Origin of the sequence: Herbaspirillum hiltneri N3 (assembly GCF_001267925.1) — a bacterium.
GTDB classification, from domain to species: domain Bacteria; phylum Pseudomonadota; class Gammaproteobacteria; order Burkholderiales; family Burkholderiaceae_D; genus Herbaspirillum; species Herbaspirillum hiltneri.
Window position 1 is genome coordinate 1,191,514 of the sequence record NZ_CP011409.1, and the last position, 13,441, is coordinate 1,204,954.

The window sequence follows — 13,441 nt, forward strand, 5'->3', positions numbered from 1 at the left end:
CTAATCTTTGTGGACGCGAATGACTATGCCGTCAGCGCAGGATAGTCGGTATAGCCTTCCGCGCCGCCGCCATACAAACCGTCCGCGCGCAGCGGGTTGAGCGGCTTGGCTTCGCGCACGCGACGCACCAGGTCCGGATTGGCGATGAACGGCCGGCCGAACGCGATGGCATCCGCCTTGCCGGCTTCCAGCACAGCTTGTCCTTCTGCGCCGTCGAAGCCGTTGTTGACGATGAAGGCACCGGGGAAACGGCTGCGTAACGCCGCGTAGTCGAACTTCACCGGCGCGCCTTCAGGCAGGCGGGAGCCGCCGGTTTCGCCTTCGATCACATGTAGATAGGCCAGGCCCAACGGTGCGATCTGCTCTACCACGTAGTTGTAGAGTGCTTGCGGATCGCTGTCGACCGCCGTGTCATTGAAAGTCGTCATCGGGCTCAGACGAATGCCGGTGCGGGCTGCGCCGATTTCCTTGGTGACTGCCTGCATGACTTCAAGCAACAGGCGCGCGCGATTCTGGATGCTGCCGCCATAAGGGCCGCTGCGATCATTGACGCTGTCGCGCAGGAACTGTTCCAGCAGGTAAGTGTTGGCGGCATGCACTTCAACGCCGTCAAAACCGGCGTCGATGGCATTGCGCGCCGCCTTGCGGTAGTCCTCGACCAGCGCCGGCAGTTCGGCGTCGCGCAAAGCGCGCGGCGTCGACACGTCGCTATAGCCCTCGGTGGTGAAGGTCTTGGCGTTGGCGGCACGGTTGGTTGAGGACACCGGCGCTACGCCGCCGGGCAGGAAGGAAGTGTGCGAGATGCGGCCGACATGCCACAACTGCAGCACGATCTTACCGCCGGCCGCATGTACGGCGCCGGTGACTTCACGCCACGCGGACACTTGCTCGGCTGAATAGATGCCGGGGGTGTTGATGTAACCCTGGCCCATCGGGCTGATCTGGGTGGCTTCGGCGATGATCAGGCCGGCCGTGGCGCGCTGGCGATAGTACTCAACCGTGAGCGGACCGGGTTTGAGGCCTTCAACGGCACGGCTGCGCGTGAGCGGGGCCATGACGAAGCGATTTGCGAGCGAGATGTCGCCGAGCTTGATGGGATCGAACAAGGAAGTCATGAATATCCTTTGATGGAAATGAAAGACGGAATAAAAAAGACAGTGAAATCACTGTCTCCGAAGCTTTGCGGCCCGATTCATCCGATGGATGCAACAGCCGAAATGAAGCCAACGCTTAATCATAGCCTAAAATTAGACCAGTCGTCTAAGGGCTGCGGATTTACGATTTTCGATGGGAGAAATGGCAATAAAAAAGCGCCCGGAAGGGCGCTGGTGATTGCTGCTGATCGCAGGTGATCGGGGCCGGTGACGGACGGCGCTGAAAGCAGCAGCCGTCCGTCACCACAGGCACCGCGCGTCAGTGATTGTGACGCGGCAGCACCTTGGCGATGCCCTGGTATTTGACGGCGAGTTCCATCACGGCGCCGGTTTCGAGCTGGCCCACGGTGTCGCGATAAATCTCTTGCCAAGGCGTCTGGCTGGCCGGTACCGCAGGGATGCCCTCGGCTTTGCGTGTAGCCAGCTCTTCGTCGCTGATCAGCATGTCGCAGCGCCCGGTGTTGAGGTCGATGCGGATCTTGTCGCCGGTGCGCAGGTAGGCGAGACCGCCGCCGACCGCGCTTTCGGGCGAGGCGTTGAGGATCGACGGACTGTCCGATGTGCCGGACTGGCGACCGTCGCCGAGCGTCGGCAAGGTCGTGACGCCACGCCGCAGCAGTGCGTCGGGCGGTTGCATGTTGACCACTTCTGCCGAGCCGGGCCAGCCGACCGGACCGGCGCCGCGAATCACCAGGATGGTGTTCTCGTCGATGCCCAGCGCCGGATCGTTGATGCGGGCATGGTAATCGTCGGAGCCGTCGAACACTGCCGCATTGCATTCGAAGATGCCTTCGCTGCCTGGCGTGCTGAGGTAGCGCGAGCGGAAGCTGTCCGAAATCACGCTGGTCTTCATGATGGCGAAGTCGAACAGGTTGCCCTTGAGGACCAGGAAGCCCGCGCGTTCGCGCAGTGGCGCATCAAAGCGGAACACCACTTCGCGGTCATGGCTTTCGCGGCCTTCGAGATTCTGCGCCATGGTCTTGCCACCGGCGGTGAGACGGTCGGCGCGCAGCTTGCCGGCCTGTTGCAGTTCCCACATGATGGCCGGCACGCCGCCGGCGCGGTGGAAGCGCTCGCCCAGATATTTGCCGGCCGGTTGCATGTTGAGCAGCAGCGGCACGTCGTAGCCGTACTTCATCCAGTCGTCCGAATGCAGCTCGACACCGGCGTGGCGCGCCATCGCCATGATGTGTGGCTGGGCATTGGTGGAGCCGCCGATGGCGGCGTTGACCACGATGGCGTCGAGGAAGGCGTCGCGCGTCAGGATCGCCGAAGGGCGCAGGTCTTCGTACGCCATGCCGACGATGCGGCGGCCGGTTTCGTAGGCCATCTGTCCGCGCTCGCGATACGGCGCGGGGATCGCGGAGCAGCCGGTCAGCGACATGCCGAGCGCTTCAGCCATGGCGTTCATGGTCGAGGCCGTACCCATGGTGTTGCAGTGTCCGGACGAGGGCGCCGATGCGGCGGCGATCTCGAGGAATTTCTCATTGTCGATCTGGCCCGCCGACAACTGGCGACGACCCTTCCATATGGCGGCGCCGGAACCGACCAGCTCGCCGTCCATCCAGCCGTCCAGCATCGGACCGCCGGACAGCACGATGGCCGGGATGTCGACGGTGGAGGCGGCCATGATCTGCGCCGGCGTGGTCTTGTCGCAGCCGGTCGTCAGCACCACGGCGTCGATCGGATAGCCGTGCAGGATTTCCACCAGCCCGAGATACGAGAGATTGCGGTCGATCGCCGCAGTCGGGCGACGGCAGTTTTCAAAGATCGGATGCAGCGGGAATTCCATCGGGATGCCGCCGGCGTCGCGGATGCCGTCGCGCACGCGGCGCGCCAGTTCAAGATGGATGCGGTTGCAGGGGCTGATGTCGCTGCCGCTTTGGGCGATGCCGATGATGGGACGGCCGGAGCGCAGTTCTTCGGCGGTGATGCCGTAGTTCATGAAACGTTCCAGATACAACGCCGTCATGTCGATGTGGTCCGGATTGTCGAACCAGTCCTGGGAACGGAAACGGCGCGGTGTCTGATGTTGATTTGTCACTTCTATACCTCTGTCAATAGGTGATGTTGAGCCAGGCCAGGCGTGTCGGCACGGAACGAAAACAAGCCGCCCGCGAGCGGCTGCTTCAGGCGTTCGTCCGGCGACAGGCCTTTCCACGCAGTGGTGACCTGCACGGTCTGCAGGTCAGCGCCGCCGAAGGCCAGCTTGGTGATGTTGGCGCACGGGAAGGGAAGCACGCCGGCCAGTTCTCCGGACGGCAGGAAACGCTCGATGCGCCACCCGCCGAACAGGGCGATCCACAGGCAACCCTCGGCATCCACCGCCATGCCGTCCGGATAGCCGGAGCCGTCAATGGCAATGAAGGGGCGCTTGCCGGACAAATTTCCCGCCGCGTCGACATCGAAAGCATATACCGTTCGCAGCAATGTGTCCGTGTGATACAGCGTTTTTCCATCCGGGCTCATGGCCGGGCCGTTGGTGATGACGTAATTGCGGTCCTGTTTGCTCAGGGTTTCGCGGTCGCGGCGATACAGCGAACCGCTCGGATTTTCCTCGGCGTCGTCCATGGTACCGAACCACAGGCGGCCGTGCCGGTCGGCGAAACCGTCGTTGATGCGATTGCCGGGAAGCTCTTCTTCAACCGTTTGCAGCAACGTGAAACTTCCGGTGTTCGCGTCGAACCGATAAAGGCCGCCTTGCATGCCGCACAGCAGACTTCCATCGTCGCAGGGCAGCACGAAGCCCGGTTGCCGCGGCGTGCTCCAGCTTTGCCGACGGCCGCCGTCGGCATCGCAGCGATGCAGCGCGCGGCCTTTGATATCGACGAAGTAGAAGGTCTCTTGCGCCGCATGCCAGACCGGGCCTTCGCCCAGTTCGGCGCCGACCGGCCATACGCAGGTCGGAGCAGCCGCACTCATGCGCCGTACCAGCCGGCGTCGACGAAGTAGTCGCGTCCGGAGCATTTTGATGCGCTGTCGGACGCCAGGAATAACGCCAGCGCCGCAACGTCATGGGGTTCCACGCGCTCGTACAGGCATTGCGACGCGAGGATCTTGGCTTCTTCTTCCGGGCTGTGCCACAGGCGCATCTGGCGCGGCGTGCGCACTGCGCCGGGAATGATGCAGTTCACGCGGATGCCGTGCACGCCGAGGTCGCGCGCGAGAGCGCGCGTCAGCCCTTCGATGGCGGCCTTGGCGGTCATGTACAGCGCCAGGCCCGGCAGCGCCAGGTGCCACGAGATCGAGCCGAAATTCAGGATCACGCCGCGTCCCATGTTGCGCATCCCCGGCGTGACCGCCTGCGCGCAAAAGAACTGGTGACGCAGGTTGACCGCCATGCGCTCGTCCCAGTAGGCCGGCGTCACCTCGGCCACCTTGTGGCGGTCGTCGTTGGCGGCGTTGTTGATGAGGATGTCGACGGCGCCGGCGGTTTTTTCAATGGCGGCGAAACTTGCCGCCAGTGCGTCCAGATCGAGCAGATCGCAATGCATGAAGGTCGGCGGCAGCGGCGAGTCGCGCAGTGCGGTTTCCAGTTCGCGCGACTCGCGCTCGGCGATATCGAGGAAGAATACCTGTGCGCCTTGCTGCGCGAAGGCTTCCACCAGCGCCGCGCCGATGCCGGTGCCGCCGCCGGTGATGACGACGCGCTTGCCGGCCAGGCTGCGGTAGACGGCGTGCTCGAAAGGCGCCGATGCGGTTGGTGCTGCCGGCGCGGTTGCGAGGGAGGCCGATGGTGATGCTGTCATGCTGCTGTTCTCCTTGAGGATGGCACTGAATCTGTCAGGCCGCGCCCGGCCAGATAGCGATAAAGCGAGCGGATGCCGAAAGTCCAGGGGGCGATGGCGTCGCTGTGTTGCACGTGATTGACCAGCGCGCCCAACGCCGGGCTGGCGATGGTGACGCGGTCGCCCAGATGATGGGTGAAGCCGGCGCCGGCTGCATCGCGATCCTTGATCGGCGAGAACATGGTGCCGAGGAACAGCATGAAGCCGTCCGGATACTGGTGATGTGCACCGCAGGTCTGCTGCACCAAGTCGAGCGGATCGCGGCTGATCTCGCGCATGAAGCTGACGCCGTCGAGACGGAAGCCGTCCTCGCCTTCGATGCACAGTGACACTTCGGCCTGGCGCACCGTGTCGATCGTGAAACGCTCGTCGAACAGGCGGATGAACGGGCCGATGGCGCATGAGCCGTTGTTGTCCTTGGCCTTGCCCAGCAGCAGCGCACTGCGGCCTTCAATGTCGCGCAGATTGACGTCGTTGCCCAGCGTCGCACCGACCGCTTCGCCGCAGCTGTTGACGGCCAGCACGATTTCGGGCTCGGGGTTGTTCCATTGCGAAGCCGGATGCAGGCCGACGTCGGCGCCCAGTCCCAGCGCCGACATCGCCTGCGCTTTCGAGAACACTTCCGCGTCGGGGCCGATGCCGACTTCCATGTATTGCGACCAGGCGTTGCGTTTGACGAGTTCCTGCCTGAGCTTTGCAGCGGCTTCCGAACCGGGCCGGATGGAAGACAGATCGGCGCCGATGCTGGCCTGCAATTCCTTGCGCAGCGCCTCCGCGCGAGCGGCGTCGCCGGCGGCTTTCTCCTCGATCACGCGCTCCAGCATGCTGACCGCGAAGGTCACGCCGCAGGCCTTGATCGGCTGGATGTCGCAAGGCGCCAGCAGCAGCGGCCTGCTGGTGTCGTCCTGGCTGTGGAGGGCGTGATGCACCAGGTCGAGTACGCTGCCCAGCGCTTCGCCGGGAGCGTGGCGGGCGATGTGCAACAGGTCTTCGGCGTCGAGCAGGTCGGCCACGGTCGGCGCCGCCGCAGTAATGTCGAATACCTGGCCATGGCGCACGGCGACCACGCAGGGGCCGTTGATCTTGCTGTTCCTCCAGACGCGGCCGATCAGCAGCGCATCGGCCAGATCGGTGGGCAAGGCGGCGTGGGCCGGTATCGCTTGCATGGTCGCTTGCATGGCGTTCCTCTTTTCAGAATGGGATGGAAACAGGCCGCTCAACGGCCCGAGCGGGTGCTGACGTCGACCCACACGGCCAGCATCAGGATGCTGCCCTTGACGATCATTTGCCAGTAGGTGCCGACGTCGAGCATCGACATGCCGTTGTCCAGGCTGGCCATCACCAGCGCGCCGATCAGGGCACCGTAGATAGTGCCCGAGCCGCCGCGCATCGACGTGCCGCCGATGAAGCAGGCCGCGATGGCGTCGAGTTCGCCCATGCTGCCCGACGACGGAGATCCTGCCGCCAGGCGGGCGGTGTTGACCAGTCCGGCCAGCGCGCACATCACGCCCATGATGCCGAACACCCACAGCTTGACCGACTGCACGTTGACGCCGGACAGGCGCGTGGCTTCCATGTTGCTGCCCACCGAATAAATGCGGCGGCCGAACACGGTTTGCGTGGTGACATAGCTGAACAGGCCGAGTAACGCCAGCAACAGCAGCACCGGCACCGGGATGCCGTCATAGCTGTTGAGCGTGCGTACGAAGGCCAGCAGCACGGCGCCGATCAGCGCCACCTTGATCGCGTCGCGCCACAGCGGCGGCACCGGCAGCGCATGGCGGGCCCGGTTGGCGCGCTGGCGCCAGGTCAACGCCAGCGCCAGCACGAACAGTACGATCACCAGCGCGACGCCGAAGCTGGCCGGCAGGTAGCCCTGGCCCAGATACACCAGGTCGCTCGACACCGGCGCAATCGTGAGACCGCCGGTGATGCCCAGCAGCACGCCACGAAACGCCAGCATGCCGCCCAGCCCGACGATGAAGGAGGGGATGCGCATGTACGCCGTGAGGTAGCCGTTGAACAACCCGAGCAGCAATCCCAGCGTCAGCACGAGGAAGAGATTGAGCGGCAGCGGCAGGTTGTGCGTGACGTTCAGGATGGCGGCGACGCCGCCCAGCAGCCCGAGCAGCGAGCCGACCGACAGATCGATTTCACCGGCGATGATGACCAGCACCATGCCGCAGGCCAGGATACCGGTGACCGACATCTGGCGCAGCAGATTGGAGAGATTGCGCGGCGTCACGAAACCGCCTTCGGTCTTCCAGCTGAAGAAGGCCCAGATGATGGCGATGGCGATGAGCAGCGCCATGATCTTGTAGCGGCTGAAGAGTTGTTTGATGGCGGCGGTGTTGGCCGCGCCGTTGCCTGTACGGATAGTCGAAGTCATGCTTGATTCCAGATGGTTGTTATGCAGCTGCGTGCAGCCGTTGTTGCGGCGACTGGTTGATGGCCGCCGCCAGCACCATTTCCTGCGTCAGGTTCTGGTTGGGGAAGTCGCCGCGCAGCTTGCCTTCGCCGATGACCAGTACGCGGTCGGAGACGCCCAGCACTTCCGCCAGTTCGGACGACACCATGATCACGGCCACGCCCTGTTTCGCCAGTTCGGAGATCAGGCGGTAGATTTCCGCCTTGGCGCCGACGTCGACGCCGCGCGTGGGCTCGTCGAGGATCAGGACCTTGGGATGCGCCAGCAGCATCTTGGCCAGCACCGCCTTCTGCTGGTTGCCGCCGGACAGGCCGGTGATGGGTAGGAAGGGGCTGGCGGTCTTGAGCCGCATGCGGGAGATTTCCCCGTGTACGGCTTGCAGTTCGGCCTCGCCGTCGATGCGGGTGCCGCGCGAGAAGTTCTTCAATACCGTCAGCGTGATGTTCTGGCCGACGTTGAGGTCGGGCACGATGCCGTGCTGCTTGCGGTCTTCCGGCACCATGCACAGGCCGAGCCGGATGGACTTGAGAGGCGTGCCGGTGTCGACGCGCGCGCCGTTCATCCGGACTTCTCCTTCGCAACGGCCCGGATAGGCGCCGAAGATCGCCGACACCAGCTCGGTGCGGCCCGCGCCGACCAGGCCGGCGATGCCGAGGATCTCGCCGCGCCGTACCGAGAACGAGACGTCGTCGACGCGCTTGCGTTTGGGATTGTCGACATCGAAGCAGGTCATGTGATGCGCTTCGAACACGATCTCGCCGACCTCATGATCGCGACTCGGGTACATCGCGGTGATTTCGCGTCCGACCATCTGCGTGATGATGCGGTCGACGTCGAGCTCTTCCATCGGCGTGGTGGCGATGTGCTTGCCGTCGCGGATGACAGAAATGGTGTCGCACACGGCGGCCACCTCGTCGAGTTTGTGTGAAATATAGACGCAGGCCACGCCCTTGGCCTTGAGATCCTTGATGATCTTCAGCAGCACGGCGATTTCAGAGGCGGTCAGCGACGACGACGGCTCGTCGAGGATCAGCAGGCGCGCCTTCTTGTTGAGCGCCTTGGCGATCTCCACCAGTTGCTGGTGGCCGCCGCCGTATTGCATGACCGGCAGGGCGACGTTGATGTCCGGCATGTTCAGTTCGCGCATGAGTTCTTCGGCGCGCCGGTACATGGCGGGATAATTCATGCGGCCGCCGGGCAGCGTCAGCTCGTGGCCCATGAAAATGTTCTCCGCCACCGACAGCTCGGGCACCAGCATCAGTTCCTGGTGGATGATGACGATGCCGGCCGCTTCGGTGTCGCGCACGGAATGGGCGACCAAAGGCTTGCCGTCCCACAGGATATCGCCATCCCAGGTGCCGTGCGGATAGACGCCGGAGAGGATTTTCATCAGCGTGGACTTGCCGGCGCCGTTCTCGCCGCACAGGCCGACACATTCGCCGGCCTTGATTTTCAGGTCGATGCCGTCGAGGGCGCGGACACCGTCAAACTGTTTGACGATGCCCTTCATTTCCAACAGATACTCTGACATGCTGCGCTCGCGGAATGATGTGGGGGATGTAAAAATGCGGAGTTCGACGCAAGTACGACGCCCACCGGGCGCCGTACCTGTCTGCCGGGTGGCAGGGTGGCGGGAGGGCTTACTTGCCGCCGATCTGCGCCTGCGTGTAGAAGCCGTCGTCAACCAGGATGTTGACGTTGGCCTTGGTCAGCGGAATCGGCTTGAGCAGCACCGTGTCGACCTTCTTGAAGCCGTTGTCGTACTGCGAGTTGTAGCTCGGCTTCTCATTGCGCGCCAGGTGCACCGACAGGTTGGCTGCCTCGGTGGCGATCAGCTTGAGCGGCTTGTAGACCGTCATGGTCTGGGTGCCGGCGACCACGCGCTTGATCGCTGCGAGGTCGGCATCCTGGCCCGAGACCGGCACCTTGCCTGCCAGTTTTTGTGCTGCCAGCGCCTGGATGGCGCCGCCTGCCGTTCCGTCATTCGAGGCGACGATGGCGTCGATCTTGTTGTTGTTGGCAGTCAGAGCGTTCTCGACGATGGAAAGCGCTTCAGTCGGATTCCAGTCCTTCACCCATTGCTGGCCGACGATCTTGATGTCGCCCTTGTCGATCAGCGGCTTGAGCACCTTCATCTGGCCTTCGCGCAGCATCTTGGCGTTGTTGTCGGTAGGGGATCCTCCGAGCAGGTAGAAATTGCCTTTCGATTGCGCCTTGACCACGCCTTCGGCTTGCATTTCACCAACCTTTTCATTGTCGAACGAGATGTAGGCATCGACGTCGGCGTTGAGGATCAGGCGGTCGTAGGACAGCACTTTGATGCCGGCCTTCTTGGCTTCCTTGATGGTGTTGGTCAGCACCGTTGCGTTGAACGGCACGATCACGATCACGTCAACGCCGCGCGAGATGAGATTTTCAATTTGCGAAATCTGGCGTGCTTCGCTGGCGTCGGCGGATTGCACGAACACCTTGGCGCCGAGTTTTTCCGCCGCCGCGGTGAAGAAGTCGCGGTCGCGCGCCCAGCGTTCGACGCGCAGGTCATCGATGGAAAAACCGATCTTGGGATTCTTGGCGTCGGCCATCGCGCCGCCTGCGACCAGCGACATCGTGGTCGCCGCCATCAGGGCCAATACACTCTTTTTCAGGATTGCGTTCATTGCCTTGTCTCCAGTGTGTTCATTATGATTTTTAAGGGGGTCTGCTCCTGCGTCGGCGGACATTTTTATACTGACTCCAGTCCGCTCCTGCCCATCGCCGCCTTGCCGAGGCTGGATGTGCGGCCATACTAGCAACCGGGCACCGGCCACCACAATTACGAAATCCGCCAACCGGCAGTGCGATTCTTTCTATTGCACTTGCACAAACGGCTATTTGGACTGACGCGGCGACGGCGTCTCGGTACAATCGAAAAATCAGAAAAGAACGGAACAAAAAGATGATGATCTGACATCATCGGCGAGATGTTCCACGACGTCAGGAGACCGCCCACCGGCGCAATCACGGTTGCAGCCGGCCGGGCATCGGAGAATTCAGCGTGACAAAAGTACCGACCGTGCATCGCATTGCGCTGCTATTCAACGGCAACAAGATATTCGACCGCGACATCATTGCCGGCATCGGTGAATACCTGAGCAGCACGCGTGCGTCGTGGGACTTGTATCTGGAGGAAGATTTCCGTTGCCGGCCCCAGGGCATCGAGCGCTGGCAGGGCCACGGCATCATCGCCGACTTCGACGATCCGACCATGCAGGAAGCCTTGTCGCGTGTGCAATTACCGGTGGTCGCCGTCGGCGGCTCCTATGCCGACGAGGCCGACTATCCCAAAGACCTGCCGTATGTCGCGACCGACAATTTCAAGCTGGTCAAGCTGGCCTACGACCATCTGATCGAAGCCGGATTGCAGAATTTCGCCTGCTTCAGCCTGCCGCAAGCCGACGTCAACCGTTGGGCGCAAGAGCGCGAAAAGGCGTTCGAATCGCTGATGCAGCGCGACGGCATTCAAGGCCATGTCTACCGTGGCGTCGGCACCAGCGCACAGTCCTGGGACACCGCCGTGGAGCAGCAGATTGCCTGGGTGCGCAGCCTGCCCAAGCCGATCGGCATCATCGCCGTCACCGATGCGCGTGCGCGGCAATTGTTGCAAGCCTGCCTGTTCGCCGGCATCGCGGTGCCGGAGCAGGTCGCACTGATCGGCATCGACAATGATCCGCTGGCGCGCATCCTGACGCGCGTGCCGCTCAGTTCCGTGATTCAGGGCACGCTGGAAATGGGCCGCACGGCGGCGCATTTGCTGCATCAGATGCTGCACGGCCACGGCGCGCAGTTTTCCGACAAGCGCATCCTGGTGCCACCGGCCGGCATCAATGTGCTGGCGTCGAGCCGGCACGAGGCGCGCAACCATCCGCACGTGATGCAGGCGATGCACTTCATCCGCCAGTATGCCTGCCAGGGTATCAAGACCGAACAGGTCGCCGATTACGTCGGCGTGTCGCGCTCATCGCTGGACTGGTATTTCCGGCGCGAACTCGGCCGCAGCGTGCATGACGAAATCCTGCGCTTCAAGCTCGACGCCGCCAAACGCCTGTTGCAACAGGCGCATGGCAACGTCGCCGAGATCGCCGTCAGCTGCGGTTTCACTTCGGTGCAATACATGCACGCGGTGTTCAAGCGCGAGCTCGGCTGCACGCCGCGCGAATATCAGGAACAGCTGATGCAGGGCGCGGCGTCAAGTCAGTCGTCCTCTCTCCCTTTACAGCAAGAACCCATCCACGGCGATTGATCCGCCGCTGCATTTTGACGACATGACACATTTCACCCTCTCCAGCACGTCCGCCGGCCATGGCGTTACCTTGTACACCCTGCGCAATGCACACGACATGCGCGTCGTCATCAGCAATCGCGGCGCCACGCTGATTTCTTGGTGGGCGCAGGACCGCTACGGTCGCGAAGCCGACGTTCTGCTCGGCTATCCGGACCAGCAGGGCTATCTCGCCAACACGCCATACTTCGGCGGCGTGATCGGACGCTGGGGCAATCGCATCGCCGCCGGCCGTTTTGTGCTCGACGGCGTCGACTACCAGCTCGACCGCAATGAAGGCGACAATCATCTGCACGGCGGCTCCGGCGGATTCCACTTGCTGCCGTGGCAGGTGCAAGCCGATCCGGAAGGCTTGCGCATGACGCTGGCCTCGCCGCACGGCGCCGCCGGCTTCCCCGGCAATGTACTGGCGTCGGTACTGTACCGGCTTGACGACGAAGGGTGGCTGAGCATCGATTACACCGCCACCAGCGACGCCCCGACGCCGCTCAACCTGACTTCGCATGGCTACTTCAACCTGAACGGCGGTGTCGACGATATCTGCGATCACATTCTGTCCATCGATGCGGATCGCTATCTGCAGGTCGACCGCGCGTTGATCCCCAACAAGGCGGCGGAGGTGGCCGGCAGTGCTTTCGATTTTCGCCAGCCGGCGCCGATCGGTGCGCGCCTCGCCTGGCCCGACGCTCAGCTCGGCATCGCCGGCGGTTTCGATCACTGCTATTGCCTGCGTCCGGGAGATCCCGCAACCACGTCACGCAGCCGCAACGTGCAGGCGTTGCGCGATGTGGCGACGGTCTACGATCCCGGTTCGGGGCGTGAACTGACGGTCGCCACCACCGAGAACGGCCTGCAGTTTTACAGCGGTAATTTTCTGGAAGGAATCGCTGGGCGCGGCGCACAGGCCTATGCCGCGCATGACGGCTTCTGTCTCGAAGCGCAGGCATATCCGGACCAGGTCAACGGCCCCGACCGCGAAGACGTGATCCTGCGTCCGGGCCAGGTCTATCGCCAGACTACGGCTTACCGGCTGAGCGTGCGCGCCTGATGGAATGAGTTCCGGTCAGCGCGCTTCACGCTTGCACCAGCGGTACGCGCGAGTGTTTATTTATTCGTGGTCGAAAGCATGCGCTCGACGTAGCGCGCAATCAGGTCGATCTCCAGATTGACCTTGCCCCCGACTTTCAGGTGCTTGAGCGTGGTGACCTGGATCGTGTGCGGGATCAGGTTGATCGAGAAGCGGCAGCCGTTGGCGACATCTTCCACGCGGTTGACGGTCAGCGAGACGCCATTGACGACGATCGAGCCTTTGTAGGCGAGATATTTGGCGAGCGACTTGGGTGCTTCGACGATCAGCTCCCACGATTCGCCCACCGGTTCGAACTTGTTGACCACGCCGAGGCCGTCGACGTGGCCGGAGACCAGGTGGCCGCCGAGGCGTTCGGCCAGGGTCAGGGCTTTTTCCAGGTTCACTTCGCCCGGTGCATCGAGGCCGGCAGTGAGGTTGAGACTCTCGCGCGATACGTCGACGGTGAATCCGCGGGCGGTTTTTTCCACCACCGTCATGCAGGCGCCGTTGAGCGCGATCGAGTCGCCCAGCGCGACGTCGTCCATCGCCAGCGCACCGGCGTCGATGTCGAGGCGCACGCCGGCGTCGGCGGAGTTGCCCAGCGGTTGAACGGAAGTGATGTTGCCGACGGCGGCTACGATACCTGTGAACATGATGGGATCCAAATAAGTGACTGAACAGGGA

The 13,441-nt window shown here is 63.2% G+C and carries 12 protein-coding genes; 3 read left to right on the forward strand and 9 right to left on the reverse strand.

All coding sequences use genetic code 11. From position 1 onward, the window contains the following. Positions 1-23: 23 nt before the first annotated feature. On the reverse strand, positions 24-1,115 hold the full coding sequence (locus F506_RS05360; protein WP_053195676.1) for an alkene reductase: 1,092 nt from the start codon (positions 1,113-1,115) through the stop codon (positions 24-26). Positions 1,116-1,127: 12 nt separating this feature from the next. Here F506_RS05360 and F506_RS23020 point away from each other — a divergent pair, with 12 nt between their 5' ends. Next, complete coding sequence (locus F506_RS23020) at positions 1,128-1,352, forward strand: hypothetical protein (RefSeq protein WP_144424002.1); 225 nt, start codon at positions 1,128-1,130, stop codon at positions 1,350-1,352. 61 nt (positions 1,353-1,413) lie between these two features. Here the strand turns inward: F506_RS23020 and F506_RS05365 are convergent, their stop codons facing one another. From F506_RS05365 to xylF, 7 genes are all read right to left on the reverse strand, one after another. After that, positions 1,414-3,198, reverse strand: coding sequence for an IlvD/Edd family dehydratase (locus F506_RS05365; protein WP_053195677.1), 1,785 nt, complete (start codon positions 3,196-3,198; stop codon positions 1,414-1,416). 2 nt (positions 3,199-3,200) lie between these two features. After that, entirely contained in the window at positions 3,201-4,076 is an 876-nt protein-coding gene (locus tag F506_RS05370; protein WP_053195678.1) for an SMP-30/gluconolactonase/LRE family protein, read from the reverse strand. Beyond that, positions 4,073-4,903 carry an SDR family NAD(P)-dependent oxidoreductase gene (locus F506_RS05375; RefSeq protein ID WP_083457610.1) on the reverse strand — a complete coding sequence of 277 codons (831 nt, stop codon included), beginning with the start codon at positions 4,901-4,903 and terminating at the stop codon, positions 4,073-4,075. Before F506_RS05375 ends, F506_RS05370 begins: the two co-directional genes overlap by 4 nt. After that, entirely contained in the window at positions 4,900-6,120 is a 1,221-nt protein-coding gene (locus F506_RS05380) for a fumarylacetoacetate hydrolase family protein (protein ID WP_407638222.1), read from the reverse strand. The genes F506_RS05375 and F506_RS05380 overlap by 4 nt, the downstream gene beginning before the upstream one ends. A gap of 38 nt (positions 6,121-6,158) precedes the next feature. After that, positions 6,159-7,331, reverse strand: a complete 1,173-nt coding sequence (locus F506_RS05385) for a sugar ABC transporter permease (protein WP_053195679.1) — start codon at positions 7,329-7,331, stop codon at positions 6,159-6,161. A gap of 19 nt (positions 7,332-7,350) precedes the next feature. After that, positions 7,351-8,901 (reverse strand): D-xylose ABC transporter ATP-binding protein, encoded by a 1,551-nt coding sequence (gene xylG, locus F506_RS05390; RefSeq protein ID WP_053195680.1) that lies wholly within the window; start codon positions 8,899-8,901, stop codon positions 7,351-7,353. A 109-nt stretch (positions 8,902-9,010) separates the two neighbouring features. Then, the gene (gene xylF / locus F506_RS05395; RefSeq protein WP_053195681.1) at positions 9,011-10,027 is read right to left on the reverse strand and encodes a D-xylose ABC transporter substrate-binding protein; all 1,017 of its coding nucleotides are present in this window, start codon (positions 10,025-10,027) and stop codon (positions 9,011-9,013) included. Positions 10,028-10,404: 377 nt separating this feature from the next. Between xylF and F506_RS05400 the strand changes: the two genes are divergently transcribed. After that, a complete protein-coding gene (locus F506_RS05400) occupies positions 10,405-11,649 on the forward strand; it encodes a XylR family transcriptional regulator (RefSeq protein WP_053195682.1) in 1,245 nt (414 codons plus the stop codon). Positions 11,650-11,671: 22 nt separating this feature from the next. Further along, complete coding sequence (locus F506_RS05405) at positions 11,672-12,736, forward strand: aldose epimerase family protein (protein ID WP_053195683.1); 1,065 nt, start codon at positions 11,672-11,674, stop codon at positions 12,734-12,736. 56 nt (positions 12,737-12,792) lie between these two features. Here the strand turns inward: F506_RS05405 and F506_RS05410 are convergent, their stop codons facing one another. After that, positions 12,793-13,410: a riboflavin synthase gene (locus F506_RS05410; protein ID WP_053201281.1), complete on the reverse strand. Its 618-nt coding sequence runs from the start codon at positions 13,408-13,410 to the stop codon at positions 12,793-12,795. Between the last annotated feature and the right edge of the window lie 31 nt (positions 13,411-13,441).